This window comes from Xanthomonas sp. BRIP62409 (genome assembly GCF_003992965.1).
Lineage (GTDB): Bacteria > Pseudomonadota > Gammaproteobacteria > Xanthomonadales > Xanthomonadaceae > Xanthomonas > Xanthomonas euroxanthea.
Genome location: NZ_QEZJ01000020.1, coordinates 704,121 through 717,461, shown reverse-complemented (window position 1 = coordinate 717,461; position 13,341 = coordinate 704,121). Strand labels below are relative to the sequence as shown.

Here is a 13,341-nt window from a genome sequence, read left to right as displayed (position 1 = left end):
TGCCTCACAGGCGGCAGCCGGGCAGCGCGCACGTGCAAGCAGCGCTGTCCGGACCCTCAGGAGTAGCCGTTGTCGATGGCCTCCTGATGGGCATCCCTTTCTTTCCTGACGGACTGCCGGCGCTCTTCGGCGGTGGTGGGGATGCCGGCCATCAGCCGTGGCGCTCCCAGCCTTTCCAACTGGTCGTCGGTGTTTTTGACGATCTGTTCCAACGCGAGCATGTTTCGGTAGCCCTGCATCATGCGTTGCAGGCGCCGTATCTGGTCGTCGGGTGCGTCGCCTTTCTTCAGGGACTCCAGGCGTCGTTCCGCGCGCGCGTAATTTTTGGCCAGGGCAGTTCTGTCGACGGATTTGCGCCGTGCCTTGAGGACTTCGCGGCGATTGTGCTGCATGACGTCCATCTGGACCATGGCCAGGCCGCTGGTCGTGGTCCGTGGTGCACGGATGTCTTCCATCGGTGCAAGCGCGACCAAGAGTGCATCGAGCTGACTGTCGCGGACCTCATTGCGCCGGGCGATCAGGACCGCACGCGTCTCGAGCAGTTGTTGCTCCTCCGGAGTGGCCTCGCGGTCCTCGATGAACAGCTGTTTTTGAATGTCGCTGCACCGCTTGGTTATCTCGGCCAATTCCCGATCCAGGCTGCGCAAGGAGGGGTGCCTTCCGAGCTGGGGGCGTGGAGAGGGCACCGACGATCGCGAGGGCTTGGGCGTGATCGGCACCGAATCCGACGCCGGCATGCCGTGCTGCGGCGCTGGCCCCTCGTCACGGCGCATTCTTTCGGGGACAGGCGCCTGCATTCTCGGATCGATGGGACGTTGCTGCCCGTGCAGCTGCTGCGCACGCGATGGCTTAGACGGAATCGAAACGGACGGCCTGGTGGGCGGCGCCTGCTGCGGTTGCGGCCACTGCACCCGCTGATGATCCGTTCTATGGGGCATGGGTGGCTGCCGACGCTCATCGACGCGGGTTTGCTTCCCGTGCATCTGCTGCGTGCGACCGGGCGTCACCGGTGGCGTGCGTGCAGGTGGGCCCTCCACTGATTCAAGCGTCGGGGAGCCCATGCACGTCAACGGCAGCTGCTTGCGCAACGATGCCAGCGATCTACGCGCGGAGGCGAGCATGCCGCGATGCGAGTTCGGTGCGCCCTGTGCTGCGGCGGACTTGGGGGCTCGAGACAGCGGGTGCTGGGGTGAGGCGCCTGCAATTAAAGGCGTCGTTTCGGTCGAGTTGGCGCTGTGCGGGTCCGGCGCGACACGAGGACTGCTGCCGAATAAGTGACTCAGGCGCATCACACACTCCCGTGGGTCATCTGCACGCATGATAGCCAGCGCTGCCGCGCCCTCGAGGCGAGTTGCGAACCGGAGTCGCGCCGGCCGAATGCCTTCGTCAGCCCAACCGCATCCCCCAGGCGATCGCCGCAATTGCCGGTGCCGCCAGCAACAGCCCCGCCCATCCACGGCGGCCGATGTGCTCGCCAAACCCCAGTTTGCCGACGAGCGCTCCCAGGACGACCACGCCCAGGTTCATGCTGGCGAAGACGGTGGCCGGGCTATGCGGCAGCAGCTGATGGGCGCGCACGTAACACAGGATGTTGCCGAAGTTGAGCGCGCCGAGGAGTACGCCGGCGAGCAGGTTGCGCAAGCTCAGACCTGCGACACCGCCCCGGCGGATGCCTTGCAAGCCAAGCATCAGTACCCATGCCAGGGCAAAGCACAGCGTCAATGACGTCAACGACGGCGTGCCGGCCTGTGCAATGTGCTTGAGCAGCAGGTCGATCAGGGCAAAGCCCATCCACACGCCTGCCAGCCACGGCCAGCCGATGGAGGTCGGCGTTGCATCCGCAGCGGTGTGGTGACGTGGCCGTTGCAGAATGCAGACGATGGCCAGCAGGCCCAGCCCCAGTCCGGCCAGCTTCCAGGCATTGACCGGTTCACCGAAGAGCGTGAAGGCCGCCGCCAGCGAGAGCAGGAGCGAGAGCCGTTGTGCAATGTCGGTGCGTACGATGCCGGCGGTGGCGACCGCACGTGCCAGCAGCATGAAGATCGCAGGCAGCGCCACCGCCAATGCGAACAGTGCCAGCCAGGGCGTGGTCGGCGCGCGCAGCGTGTCCAGCGACGGATGCAGGGTCAGCCACGCCAGCAGCGCGGCAGTGGCGTAGTTCCAGGTGATCGCCTGCGCAGCGTCCAGGCGATAGCGCGGCAGCAGCTTGAGGACCACCGACACCAGGACACTGCAAACGACGGCAAACAACAGAAAATGCATGGGCAACGCAACGAAGTGTGCAGGCAGGGCGATGAACGCGGCCGGCGGGGCGGCTATTATGACGGTATGTCCAATCCCTTATTCCCCACCGAATCGGCTGCGTTGACGCTGGATGGGCCGGTCGGCCCGCTGGATGTCGCGGTCGATCTGCCCGAGCCGGATGCCGCCGTGCAACCGGTCACCGCCATCGTCTGCCACCCGCTCTCCACCGAGGGCGGCAGCATGCACAACAAGGTCGTCACCATGGCGGCGCGCGCGTTGCGCGAGCTGGGGATCACCGTGGTGCGCTTCAATTTCCGCAGTGTCGGCAATTCGGCCGGTGCGTTCGACCATGGCGATGGCGAGCAGAACGACCTGCGCGCGGTTGCCGCGTGGGTGCGCAGCCAGCGCCCGGGCGACACGCTGTGGCTGGCCGGTTTCAGCTTCGGTGCCTATGTGTCGTTGCGTGCTGCCGGCTCGCTCGAGCCGCAGGTGCTGATCTCGATCGCGCCGCCGGCCGGGCGCTGGGATTTCAGCGACGTGCAGCCGCCGGCGCACTGGCTGGTGATCCAGGGCGATGCCGACGAAATCGTCGACCCGCAGGCGGTGTACGACTGGTTGGAAACCCTGGAGCAGCAGCCCGAACTGGTCCGCATGCCCGACACCAGTCACTTTTTCCACCGCAAGTTGATCGACCTGCGCGGTGCGATCCAGCATGGTGTCCGGCGCTGGTTGCCGGCCGCCGTCTGACTGCGGCAGGGCCCATGCGTATCGCCCGGCGATGCGCCGTTGAGCGGGCAAGGCAGCAGCCGGCCCGCGGAGAACACGATGAGTGAGATGACCCCGTCGCAGCGCTACGCCGCCGGCGTACAACGCGGCGACTGGCGCGCCGACCCCGCGCAGCAGGCGGCCCTGGCGGAACTGGACCGCATCCACGAGGCACTGGTGGATAGCGCGCAGGACGGCTGGCTGGATCGGCTGTCGGCGTTCTGGAAGAAGCCCGAGCCGGTGCGCGGCCTGTATTTCTGGGGTGGGGTGGGGCGCGGCAAGACCTTTCTGGTCGACCTGTTCTACGACGGCCTGCCGATCAAGCAGAAGTACCGCACGCATTTCCATCGCTTCATGCGCGGGGTGCACGAGCAATTGCGCGAGCACGCCGGGCAGAGCGATCCGCTGGCCAAGATCGCGCAGCAGTGGCGGGAGAATCTGCGCGTGCTGGTGCTGGACGAATTCTTCGTCACCGACATCGGCGATGCAATGCTGCTGGCGCGCCTGCTGGAACGCCTGTTCGCCGAAGGCGTGACCCTGGTGACCACCTCCAACACCGCGCCGGAAAACCTCTACGCCAACGGCCTGCAACGCGACAGCTTCATGCCGGCGATCGGCCTGCTGCAGAAGTTCTGCGTGGAACTCTATGCCGAAGGCACCGAGGATTACCGCATGCGCGCGCTGACGCGCTCGCCGGTGTATCGCGCGCCGCTGGATGCGCAGGCCGACGCGTGGCTGCTGCAGCGCTGGGGCGAACTGAGCGGAAATTCCGAGGCGCGCAGCGGCAACATCGAAATCGAGGCACGCAAGATTGCCGTGCGTGCGCGCGGCAAGAGCATCGCCTGGTTCGATTTTGCCGCGCTGTGCGAGGGCCCGCGCGGCCCGGGCGACTATATCGAGATCGCGCGTGAGTTCACCACCGTGTTGCTGGGCGGCATCCCGCACTTCGACCGCATGAACGAGGACGCCGCGCGCCGCTTCGTCAATCTGATCGACGAGTTGTACGACCGCCATGTCAACCTGGTCTGCACCGCGCAGGACGCCCCGCCCGCGTTATACAGCGGCCAGCGCCTGGCCGGCGCATTCGAGCGCACCGCCTCGCGCCTGATCGAGATGCAGAGCGCCGACTATCTGGCCACCGCGCATCGCGCATAGACATGCAGGCGCGCCCCGGCCCCGGACTCCACAAGATCGTCGTTGCCGACGAAGACCGCGGCCTGGGCCAGTTCGGCGGCGGTGCCTGGTTGCACGATGCCGCGCGATGGCCAACGGATCCAGCGACCGGGCAGCCGATGCTGCCCATCGTCATGCTTACCGGGTCGTTCCTGCCCACGCCGTATCTGCCCGAGGAGATGGCGCTGACCGTCTTCGCCTCGATCGAACGACCTGGCGGCGGTCACAGCCGATCGTCGCTCCGCAGGCTCACCGTCAATCAGCAAGGTGAATGCGACAAGCTCGCACTGGGCCACAGCAAGGTGCTGCTGCATCGACGTGCCGCGCAGGAAGTGTGCGTCGGTGACGGTGCGTTGTTGCTCGGGCGTCATTGGATCGGTCTGCAGCCATTCAATGACGACGACATGGCCGAAGAACTGGAAGACGACGACAACGGCGCAGGCATGAGCAAGCAACTTGGGCGACCGTGCTGGGTGCACGATCCCATCCATACGAGCCCGCGCTACTACTTCCTTGCTCAGTTTGTAGAGTCGCAATTACGCCGCGTCGATCCCGGCTACGCCGGCCTGTTCGGTGATGGCACCGGTTATCTGTTTGCAGACCAGCGCGCCAGGAAGCTGGGCGACGGCGCTGCGGCGGGGCATTTCTTCATCCAGTTCACCTGAGCCGTGGCTCAGGGCGGTGGCGTGGCGGTGGCGCAGCCGCTTACCCGCAGGAACGGCACACCGGAAATCGCTTGCTATTAAATAGCGTGCGATGTAGATTGTAGGCATGGACACCGCCACAGCCCCCACCGCCCGGACCGACGCGCTGCTACAGCTCGACAACCAGCTGTGCTTTGCGCTGTATTCGGCCAATCTGGCGATGCACAAGCTCTACCGCGGGCTGCTCAAGACGCTGGACCTGACCTATCCGCAATATCTGGTGCTGCTGGTGCTGTGGGAAACCGATGGCCGCAGCGTGTCGGAGATCGGCGAGCGCCTGTTCCTGGACTCGGCCACGCTGACCCCGCTGCTCAAGCGGCTGCAGGCCGCCGGACTGGTCACCCGCACGCGCGCTGCCAGCGACGAGCGTCAGGTGATCATCGCGCTGACCGATAGCGGCCGCGCGCTGCGCGCCAAGGCCGGCGCAGTACCCGAGCAGGTCTTCTGTGCCTCGGCGTGTTCCCTGGAGGAATTGCGTCACCTCAAGCAGCAGCTGGAGACATTACGCTCCAACCTCGGCGCGGGGTAAGGCGAGCCAGCAGTGCCTATGTACCATGCAACATGTCGCACACGATTCAATCGCCAACTATTCATTCACATCACGCGCTGACAGCGCTCACCTGGAGAACCACCATGGCTGTACTTGAAAAAGTCCTCTACACCGCCCACGCCACTGCCACCGGTGGCCGCGAAGGCCGCGCCGTGTCTTCCGACAAGGCCCTGGATGCCAAGCTGTCCACCCCGCGCGAGCTGGGCGGTGCCGGCGGCGATGGCACCAACCCGGAGCAGCTGTTCGCTGCCGGCTACGCTGCCTGCTTCATCGGCGCGATGAAAGCTGTCGCGGCCCAGGACAAGCTCAAGCTGCCGGGCGAAGTGAGCATCGACAGCAGCGTCGGCATCGGCCAGATTCCGGGCGGCTTCGGCATTGCCGTGGAACTGCGCATCGCAGTGCCGGGCATGGATCAGGCCGAACTGCAGGCGCTGGTCGACAAGGCCCACCAGGTCTGCCCGTACTCCAACGCGACCCGCGGCAACATCGACGTCACCCTGACCCTGGCCTGATCCACGCCAGCATCGCCACCCGCGCCATGGGGTGGCGCCAGAAACGGCCCGGCGCATGCGTCGGGCCGTTTTTGTTGCAGCAGCGCAGCGCTGCTGCGCAGAACCACCGGCGACCGGCGTCGCCGACAGCGCAACCTGGCACGCCCGCGGGACGAGACGCCATAGCAGTCGATGCGACGCGCATCTGGATGCGCATGCATGTGCTGGTGATGTGCATCGCCGCGCGGCACACTGTGGCGATGACAGTGCCTGTTTCTGCGCCCTCGATCGGACGCTGCTGCGCATGAGCGCAACGCGTCCCACCTTGTTACTGCTTCCCGGTCTGCTCAACGATGCGCAGTTGTGGCACGCCCAGCGCGCGGCACTGGCCGACGTTGCCGACTGCGTGGTCGGCGATCTCGCCCGGGGCGAGAGCATGCGCGCGCTGGCAACGCAGCTGCTGGTGCAGATGCCGCCGCGCTTTGCATTGGCGGGGTTTTCGCTGGGTGGCTACGTCGCGCAGGACATCCTGCGTATCGCCCCTGAGCGCGTCGAGCGGCTGGCGTTGCTGGATACCTCTGCACGTGCCGATTCGCCCGAGCGCGCGGCACAACGGCGCGCGCAGGAAGCGAGCGTGCGTGGCGCCAGTGCCTTCCACGGATTCGGCGAACGGCTGCTGCGGCACTATGTGCACCCCTCGCGCTGGCACGACGAGGCCTTGCTGGAACGGGTGCGTGGCATGACCCAACGTCTGGGCGTGGAGGTATTCCTGCGGCAGAACCGGCTGGAGCGGGAGGACGGCCGCGCACTGCTGCGCGCCTATGCCGGCCCGCTGCTGGTGCTGTGCGGTCAGGACGATACGATCACTCCGCCTGCATTGCACGAGGAAATGGCCGCACTGGCAGCACACGCGCGGCTGGTAAAGGTGCCTGCCTGCGGGCATCTGTCGCCACTGGAGCAGCCGCAGGCGGTATCGGATGCGCTGCGCCACTGGTTGCTCGCCTGACTGCGGCAGAAGAGCTGACGCAACCACGCCTGTGGCCGTGCGACCGCCCTGCGGCAGAGGGCGTCAACCAGCGCGGACTGAGCCAGCTCAAGACCAGCGGTTCTGGCAAGACCATCAACGCGCCGTTGGCTGATACGTGATGCATGCATGCACCATGTCATGCGCACTCACCGCAACCGGACAGTCGACGCGAGCCAGTGTGCTGCGAGAACCGATTTGCAGGTACGCCCATGCCGCCTGCACTGCATCGCCGCTGTCAGTGCGCCGCCGTCACCACGACGCTGTTGGACGCCGGCACATCGGATTGGTCGTTCTGCCGGTGCGTGTCGAGTTCCAGCATCTGCAGCCGCTCGCCCTGGAAGCGATATTCCAGCGCCTGCTGCAGCCCATACAGTGCCTGCGCCTGCGTGCACAGCGTCTGTGCCTGCGCTTCCAGCGCCTGACTGCGTGCCTGCATCTGCTGCTCCATGCGTGCGTCCAGTTGTTCGCCGCGCTGCTCCAGCTGCGCAATGCGTCCGGTCATCACCGTCCACATGACGCTGCGGGTCAGGCTACCGGCCAGGGCGTCGGCAGCGCGTTCGACACTGGCTTCGAACCGTTCGTCGAACAGTGCCTGTTCCCAGCGCCCACGCCCCAGCGTGGCATCGACCTGCGCAAGCGCGGTGCCGCGCAGGCGCTCGACCTTGCGCTCCTGGCGCGTACTGTCGGTGAGCATCTGCACCACCCCGGCCAGTGCGTCGAAGCTGATGTCGACCACCGAGCGGGCAATTGCGGTCACGGCCGGCATCAAGGCGCGGGCACCTTGCTCGAGGTCGCGCAGGCGTTGCGCATCGGCAGCGCTGACCGGTTGTGGCTGGCGGTCGATGTTGAGCTCGCCACCGTGGAAGAAAATCTCGCGCGGTATGCCTTGCTTGCGACGCAGCCAGATGCCGCCGCTGTCGGCCAGCACGTCGTAGGAGGTCCTGACATCGCACTGTTCGGCGGACACCTGCGGCTTGGCGGCTGTGGCCTGTGCGCTACAGGCCGCCAGCAGCAGGAGCGGGGCCAGGACGGTGGGCAAGCGCATGACGATGCCTGGGAGCGGGGATGCGGCAGCATGGCGTGCGGCTGCGCGCCTTGCCATGGGCAGGAAGTCAGGGTGCCGCGGCGGCGGCCGGGGGCCGATGGCGCACCGCGTGAGGGGGTCGAGCATCGGCGCGCCCACATCTTTCAAACGTTTGGCTCACTCGATACTCACGGTGTATGGTGTGAATTATGTTGCACAGCAGCATCGGAGCTCAGCAATGCGCGACTTACGCATCGACAAGGTTGATCTGGCACTCACCGAGATTGCCAAGGACCCATCGGAGAAGGTGGCGCTCTGGCAGTGGGCGTGCCGCGAGATGCTGCACGAGACGCTGATCGGCATGCACCAGCTCTCGCATCTGGCCGGCATTTCCCAGCAGGTTGCCAACGACTGGCGCGCACCGGTGGACGTGATTGCACCGGAAAAGCCGTACCTGGCCGCTTCCGCACTGGCCGACCGCCGTCTGCCGCAGGTGCTCGATGGCCTGGGCAATACCCACGACGACAACGCCCGCGCCACGCTGTGGCGGCTGCGCTATGCCAGCCTGATCGCCGCCACGCTGCAGGGCATGCAGGCACTGGCCGACAAGCACCGCATCGATCGCCAGGCGATGGCGCTGGGGCAGTGAGCTGAGGCGCTGCGCGGCCGCACTGGCTGCGCAGTGGTCGCAGTGGTCACGTTACGTCAGGGCGGTCGCTTCAATGCCGGACCGCGGTTTCTTCCAGATGGCGCCAGGCATGTCGCACGATCCAGCGCGCCTGGTCCCAGGGCACCGACAGCATCGGTCGACAGTGGTAATAGCCGTCCTGCAGCACGCGGTACAGCTGCGCTTCGGTCGCGCGCGGATAGGCCAGATAGATATCGTAGCCGAGCGTCAGTAACCGGGCGTAATCGGCAAAGGCGTAGCCACCCAGGTGGCCTTCGGCGTGGGCATTGCGCCAGTAGGCGATCTCTGTATCGAGATTGACGGTGCGGCGGGTCAAGACGGATGCGCTATGCATGGGTAGGACTCCGTTGCCGAGGCTACCCCCCTGTGCCTGGCACCGTAGCAGCGCCTGCCGTGTGCAACCAGCACGCGACGACGAGCGGTCGCCGCGGTGGCGGTGCCACGGACCGGACAGCGCCGATCCGTGGCACCGCCGGGACTTCAATCCCAGTCGGGTGCGATGGCCTTCGGATTGGCCAGGCGCTGGCCGCGGTCCAGGGCGGCGATCTCGGTCATGTCCTGCTCGCTCAACCGCAGCGTTTGCGCCTTGAGATTGCTTTCGAGATTGTCGCGCTTGGTCGAGGACGGAATCACCGAATACCCCTGCTGCAAGGCCCAGGCCAGCGTGACCTGCGCCGCAGTGGCGTCGTGGCGCGCAGCGATTGCCTGGATCACCGGATCCTTCAGCACCTCGCCCACGGCCAGTGTCATGTATGAGGTGACATGGATACCCTGCTCGCGCAAGAACGCGATCAGGGTGCGGTTCTGCAGATACGGATGCACTTCGATCTGATTGGTGGCGATGGCATCGGCCCCCAGGATCTCGATGGCCTGCCTGATCAGCGCGATGGTGAAGTTGGACACACCGATCGCACGGGTCAGGCCCTGCTTCCGAGCCTCGTTCAAGGCTTCCAGATATTCGCGCATCGGCACCTGATCCTTCGGCGAAGGCCAGTGGATCAGGGTCAGATCGACATGGTCGGTGCCCAGTTTGCGCAGGCTGTCCTGCAGGCTGGGCAGCAAGGCGCTGCGTTCGAACTTGTCGACCCAGATCTTGGTGGTCAGGTACAGCTGGTCGCGCGGCAGCCCGGAGGCGGCGATGGCCTGGCCAACCTGCTCTTCGTTGTCGTAGATCTGCGCGGTATCGATGGCGCGGTAGCCCAACGCCAGTGCGTTGCGCACCGAGTCGATGACGACCTGGTCCTTGAGGCGAAAGGTACCGAGGCCGAATGCGGGGACTGTCATTGTGTTCCTTTGGTAATCGGGAATGGGGAATCGTAAAAGCGCGGAACGTATCCGGCGCTGCGAGTCGAGCTAGTCGAGGGCAACGACGGCCTTGCCGAAGTTCTCGCCGCGCAGCAGGCTGATCAGGCCCTGCGGGGCGCTGTCCAGGCCGTGCAGGACGTGTTCGCGGTACTGGATCTGGCCCTCGCGCAGCCACTGGCCCATCTCGCGCAGGAAGGCGGGCATCAGGCGGATGAAGTCGTGCTGGATGAAGCCGCGCACGGTCAGCCGCTTGCGCAGCACCTGGCCCATGAACTCCGGCAGGCGATCCGGCCCCGGCGAGGCCTGGCCGCGGCTGTTGTAGGTGGCGATCACGCCGCAGACCGGGATGCGCGCGAAGTCGTTCAATTGCGGCAGTACCGCATCGAAGACCTTGCCGCCGACATTCTCGAAGTACACGTCGATCCCGTCCGGGGTGGCCGCGCGCAGCTGCTCGGCGAAGTCGTCGGCGCGATGGTCCAATGCCACGTCCACGCGCAGCACCTCGCGCAGGTACCGCACCTTTTCCTCGCCACCGGCAATGGCCACCACGCGCAGGCCCTGCAGGCGCGCCAGCTGGGCCACGGTGGCGCCGACCGGCCCGCTGGCCGCCGCCACCACCAGGGTTTCGCCGGCCTGCGGCTTGCCGATTTCGTGCAGGCCGGCGTAGGCGGTGAAGCCGGGCATGCCGTATACGCCCAGCGCGGTGCTGGGCGGCAGGGCATCGTCCTTGGGTAGCTTGCGCAGCGGCGTGGTGGGCGTGAGCAGGCTATGGCTCTGCCAACCGCCGGGCAGCACCAGCAGGTCGCCGGGCTGATAGCCGGCATGGTGCGATTCGAGCACCTCGCCGACGGTGCCGCCTTCCATCACCGCGTCGATCTCCACCGGTGCGGCGTAGGACGGGCCGTCGTCCATGCGTCCGCGCATGTACGGGTCCAGCGACAGGAAGCGATTGCGCACCAGGATCTGTTCGTGCCCGGTGGGCGGCAGGGCAACCTCTTCAATGCGGAAATTGTCGGCGCTCGGCTCGCCGTGCGGGCGTGAGGCCAGCACGATGCGGCGGTTGGTGATCGATGTCATGGGGATTCCTTGCGGAAAGGGCCGCGCGTACGCGGCCGGAAGGCACAGCCGCGCTGGCGGCTGCACGCGGGAAGACCTGTGTCCGTCGCTGCGATGCGCGCGTGCTGCAAACCGATGCGTCAGGCCGCGTCGGCCGGCTCGGGGGCGCTTGCGGCATCGAGCTGTGCAATCTGATCGGCGCTCAGCGACAGCTGTGCAGCGGCCAGCACATCGTGCAACTGGGTCACGCTGGTGGCACTGACGATCGGTGCGGTCAGGCCCGGACGCGCGATCAGCCAGGCCAGTGCGATCTGGGCCGGCGTCGCAGTGTGGGTGGCCGCCAGATCGTCCAGCGCCTGCAGGATGCGCAGGCCGCGCGGATTGACGTATTGCTTGACCACCGAGGCGCCACGCGCGCTGCTCTTGCCGGCGTCGTCGGCGCTGCGGTACTTGCCGGTCAGAAAGCCGCTGGCCAGCGAGTAGTAGCTGATCACCCCGAGCTCGCGCTCGCGCACCAGCGGCTCCAGCTCGGCTTCATAGCCGGCGCGGTCGTAGAGGTTGTATTCCGGTTGCAGGCTTTCGTAACGCGGCAGCTTGTACTGCTCGGAAACATCCAGTGCGTCGCGCAGGCGGGCGGCGCTGTAGTTGGACGCACCGATCGCGCGCACCTTGCCCTGTTCGATCAAGCGGCCGAACGCGGCCAGCGTGGCTTCCAGCGGAATCGATGCGTCGTCTTCGTGCGCCTGGTACAGATCGATCACATCGGTCTGCAGACGGCGCAGCGAATCGTCCACTGCAGCGGCGATATTCTCCGGCGACAGGCCCGGATGCTCGCTCCACTTGGCCACCTTGGTGGCGATCAATACCTTGTCGCGTTTGCCGCTGCGTGCGAGCCAGCGCCCGATGATGGTTTCCGACTCGCCACCGCGGTTGCCCGGCACCCAGCCGGAGTACGCATCGGCGGTGTCGACCAGATTGAAACCGGCATCGACGAAGGCATCGAGCAACGCAAACGAGGTCGTCTCGTCGGCGCTCCAGCCAAACACATTGCCACCGAAGACGATCGGTTGAACCTGCAGGCCGGAGCGGCCTAACGCGCGGGAATGGGTCATCACGGATGCTCCTGATTCGAACTGCCGACAGCATAGTCATGCGTGTCGATGTTGCGTGTGACACCTGCGTGGATTCTGCGTTCCGCCGATCGCCCTCCTCGACTCACATCATTTGAACATGTCGCTTCCCGCCTGGTGCGACGCGTCATGCGGCGCCTTGATCCATGCACATGGCAGGCTTCCGGCCGCATGCTAGGCTCGCGCTACTTTTTCCCGCAAAGGGCGCTGCGATGATCCGCAACAAGCTGGTGTGTGCATGTGTGGTGGGGATGGCAGTGGCGATGAGCGCGCCACTGGCAATGGCAATGAAACCGGCCGATAGCGCCAGCCTGCCGGCGCCCGACGCGGCGCTGCAGAAAGCCATCGACGGCAACTGGCGCGATCGTGTCTACGTGCAGCGCGATGTCTATCGTCATCCGGGCCAGACGCTGGCGTTCTTCGGCATCAAGCCGACCCAGACCGTCATCGAAATCACGCCGGGCGGCGGCTGGTACTCGGAGATCCTGGCGCCCTACCTGCGCGACAAGGGCAAGTACGTGGCGGCAGTGGTCGACCCGGCGGCGGTGCCGGAAGGCCGTGGCCGCGATTCGGCGCAGCGCGGGCGCGACGAGCTGGAGAAGAAGTTTGCCGCCAAGCCGCAGGTGTACGGCAAGCCGTCGTTCGTCTCCTATGTGCCCAAGACGCCCTCGTTCGGCGTGGACAATTCGGCCGATCTGGTGCTGACCTTCCGCAACGTGCACAACTGGCGCATGGCCGGCAATGCCGAGGCGATGTTTGCCGGCTTCTACAAGGTGCTCAAGCCCGGCGGTGTGCTTGGCGTGGTCGAGCACCGTGCCAAGGCCGACGTGCCGGCCGACGACAAGAGCGGCTATGTCGGCCAGGCGCAGTTGATTGCCATGGCCGAAGCGGCCGGGTTCAAGCTGGCCGGCAAGAGCGAGGTCAACGCCAATCCGCGCGACACCAAGGACTATCCCGGTGGCGTGTGGACCTTGCCGCCGAGCAACAGCCACGACAAGGCCGACGATGCCAAGTACAAGGCGATCGGCGAGAGCGACCGCATGACCTTGAAGTTCGTCAAGCAGTGAGGCTTTGCCTGCATGCCGACGCATCGCGCGTCGGCGTGCAGGTCTTTGGCGGTCCGTCGCGGTGCGTCGCTGCTGGAATGACGTGCGCCATGCGATGACGGCGCTACCAGGCGCACA

15 protein-coding genes are annotated in these 13,341 nt (G+C 66.2%); 8 read left to right on the top strand and 7 right to left on the bottom strand.

The annotated features are described in order from the left end of the window. Nucleotides 1-56: 56 nt before the first annotated feature. Entirely contained in the window at nucleotides 57-1,289 is a 1,233-nt protein-coding gene (xopR, locus tag EO170_RS21880; RefSeq protein ID WP_126945250.1) for a type III secretion system effector protein XopR, read from the bottom strand. 97 nt (nucleotides 1,290-1,386) lie between these two features. Then, on the bottom strand, nucleotides 1,387-2,262 hold the full coding sequence (locus EO170_RS12375) for an EamA family transporter (protein ID WP_164741023.1): 876 nt from the start codon (nucleotides 2,260-2,262) through the stop codon (nucleotides 1,387-1,389). Between the two features lie 66 nt (nucleotides 2,263-2,328). Between EO170_RS12375 and EO170_RS12370 the strand changes: the two genes are divergently transcribed. From EO170_RS12370 to EO170_RS12345, 6 genes are all read left to right on the top strand, one after another. Beyond that, the gene (locus EO170_RS12370) at nucleotides 2,329-2,991 is read left to right on the top strand and encodes an alpha/beta hydrolase (protein WP_126945244.1); all 663 of its coding nucleotides are present in this window, start codon (nucleotides 2,329-2,331) and stop codon (nucleotides 2,989-2,991) included. Between the two features lie 78 nt (nucleotides 2,992-3,069). Further along, entirely contained in the window at nucleotides 3,070-4,164 is a 1,095-nt protein-coding gene (zapE, locus tag EO170_RS12365) for a cell division protein ZapE (protein ID WP_104649585.1), read from the top strand. A gap of 2 nt (nucleotides 4,165-4,166) precedes the next feature. Then, nucleotides 4,167-4,847, top strand: coding sequence for a hypothetical protein (locus EO170_RS12360; RefSeq protein ID WP_241239432.1), 681 nt, complete (start codon nucleotides 4,167-4,169; stop codon nucleotides 4,845-4,847). A 106-nt stretch (nucleotides 4,848-4,953) separates the two neighbouring features. After that, entirely contained in the window at nucleotides 4,954-5,415 is a 462-nt protein-coding gene (locus EO170_RS12355) for a MarR family transcriptional regulator (protein WP_104583930.1), read from the top strand. A 104-nt stretch (nucleotides 5,416-5,519) separates the two neighbouring features. Further along, nucleotides 5,520-5,948 carry an organic hydroperoxide resistance protein gene (locus tag EO170_RS12350; protein ID WP_104583929.1) on the top strand — a complete coding sequence of 143 codons (429 nt, stop codon included), beginning with the start codon at nucleotides 5,520-5,522 and terminating at the stop codon, nucleotides 5,946-5,948. 283 nt (nucleotides 5,949-6,231) lie between these two features. Then, entirely contained in the window at nucleotides 6,232-6,933 is a 702-nt protein-coding gene (locus EO170_RS12345; protein WP_126945241.1) for an alpha/beta fold hydrolase, read from the top strand. A 256-nt stretch (nucleotides 6,934-7,189) separates the two neighbouring features. Here EO170_RS12345 and EO170_RS12340 read toward each other — a convergent pair whose 3' ends face one another. Further along, nucleotides 7,190-8,056, bottom strand: coding sequence for a DUF2884 family protein (locus tag EO170_RS12340; protein WP_126945238.1), 867 nt, complete (start codon nucleotides 8,054-8,056; stop codon nucleotides 7,190-7,192). Between the two features lie 160 nt (nucleotides 8,057-8,216). Between EO170_RS12340 and EO170_RS12335 the strand changes: the two genes are divergently transcribed. Beyond that, nucleotides 8,217-8,627, top strand: coding sequence for a hypothetical protein (locus EO170_RS12335; RefSeq protein WP_164741022.1), 411 nt, complete (start codon nucleotides 8,217-8,219; stop codon nucleotides 8,625-8,627). A gap of 70 nt (nucleotides 8,628-8,697) precedes the next feature. Here EO170_RS12335 and EO170_RS12330 read toward each other — a convergent pair whose 3' ends face one another. The 4 genes from EO170_RS12330 to EO170_RS12315 form a co-directional block, all read right to left on the bottom strand. Continuing rightward, entirely contained in the window at nucleotides 8,698-9,000 is a 303-nt protein-coding gene (locus EO170_RS12330; RefSeq protein ID WP_126945233.1) for a hypothetical protein, read from the bottom strand. 146 nt (nucleotides 9,001-9,146) lie between these two features. After that, entirely contained in the window at nucleotides 9,147-9,950 is an 804-nt protein-coding gene (dkgB, locus tag EO170_RS12325; protein WP_119129319.1) for a 2,5-didehydrogluconate reductase DkgB, read from the bottom strand. Nucleotides 9,951-10,019: 69 nt separating this feature from the next. Further along, nucleotides 10,020-11,048, bottom strand: a complete 1,029-nt coding sequence (locus EO170_RS12320; protein ID WP_126945230.1) for an NADP-dependent oxidoreductase — start codon at nucleotides 11,046-11,048, stop codon at nucleotides 10,020-10,022. A 119-nt stretch (nucleotides 11,049-11,167) separates the two neighbouring features. Further along, entirely contained in the window at nucleotides 11,168-12,139 is a 972-nt protein-coding gene (locus tag EO170_RS12315) for an aldo/keto reductase (protein WP_126941612.1), read from the bottom strand. Between the two features lie 230 nt (nucleotides 12,140-12,369). Here EO170_RS12315 and EO170_RS12310 point away from each other — a divergent pair, with 230 nt between their 5' ends. Then, a complete protein-coding gene (locus EO170_RS12310) occupies nucleotides 12,370-13,224 on the top strand; it encodes a class I SAM-dependent methyltransferase (RefSeq protein ID WP_053046057.1) in 855 nt (284 codons plus the stop codon). Nucleotides 13,225-13,341: the final 117 nt, after the last annotated feature.

Bases quoted from the DNA above. Each gene is read 5' to 3' on its own strand.
- EO170_RS12355 (WP_104583930.1), top strand. From the start codon at position 4,954: ATGGACACCGCCACAGCCCCCACCGCCCGGACCGACGCGCTGCTACAG.
- EO170_RS12370 (WP_126945244.1), top strand. From the start codon at position 2,329: ATGTCCAATCCCTTATTCCCCACCGAATCGGCTGCGTTGACGCTGGAT.
- zapE (WP_104649585.1), top strand. From the start codon at position 3,070: ATGAGTGAGATGACCCCGTCGCAGCGCTACGCCGCCGGCGTACAACGC.
- EO170_RS12335 (WP_164741022.1), top strand. From the start codon at position 8,217: ATGCGCGACTTACGCATCGACAAGGTTGATCTGGCACTCACCGAGATT.
- dkgB (WP_119129319.1), bottom strand. From the start codon at position 9,950: ATGACAGTCCCCGCATTCGGCCTCGGTACCTTTCGCCTCAAGGACCAG.
- EO170_RS12350 (WP_104583929.1), top strand. From the start codon at position 5,520: ATGGCTGTACTTGAAAAAGTCCTCTACACCGCCCACGCCACTGCCACC.
- EO170_RS12330 (WP_126945233.1), bottom strand. From the start codon at position 9,000: ATGCATAGCGCATCCGTCTTGACCCGCCGCACCGTCAATCTCGATACA.
- EO170_RS12320 (WP_126945230.1), bottom strand. From the start codon at position 11,048: ATGACATCGATCACCAACCGCCGCATCGTGCTGGCCTCACGCCCGCAC.
- EO170_RS12310 (WP_053046057.1), top strand. From the start codon at position 12,370: ATGATCCGCAACAAGCTGGTGTGTGCATGTGTGGTGGGGATGGCAGTG.
- EO170_RS12375 (WP_164741023.1), bottom strand. From the start codon at position 2,262: ATGCATTTTCTGTTGTTTGCCGTCGTTTGCAGTGTCCTGGTGTCGGTG.
- EO170_RS12340 (WP_126945238.1), bottom strand. From the start codon at position 8,056: ATGGCAAGGCGCGCAGCCGCACGCCATGCTGCCGCATCCCCGCTCCCA.
- EO170_RS12315 (WP_126941612.1), bottom strand. From the start codon at position 12,139: ATGACCCATTCCCGCGCGTTAGGCCGCTCCGGCCTGCAGGTTCAACCG.
- EO170_RS12345 (WP_126945241.1), top strand. From the start codon at position 6,232: ATGAGCGCAACGCGTCCCACCTTGTTACTGCTTCCCGGTCTGCTCAAC.
- xopR (WP_126945250.1), bottom strand. From the start codon at position 1,289: ATGCGCCTGAGTCACTTATTCGGCAGCAGTCCTCGTGTCGCGCCGGAC.
- EO170_RS12360 (WP_241239432.1), top strand. From the start codon at position 4,167: ATGCAGGCGCGCCCCGGCCCCGGACTCCACAAGATCGTCGTTGCCGAC.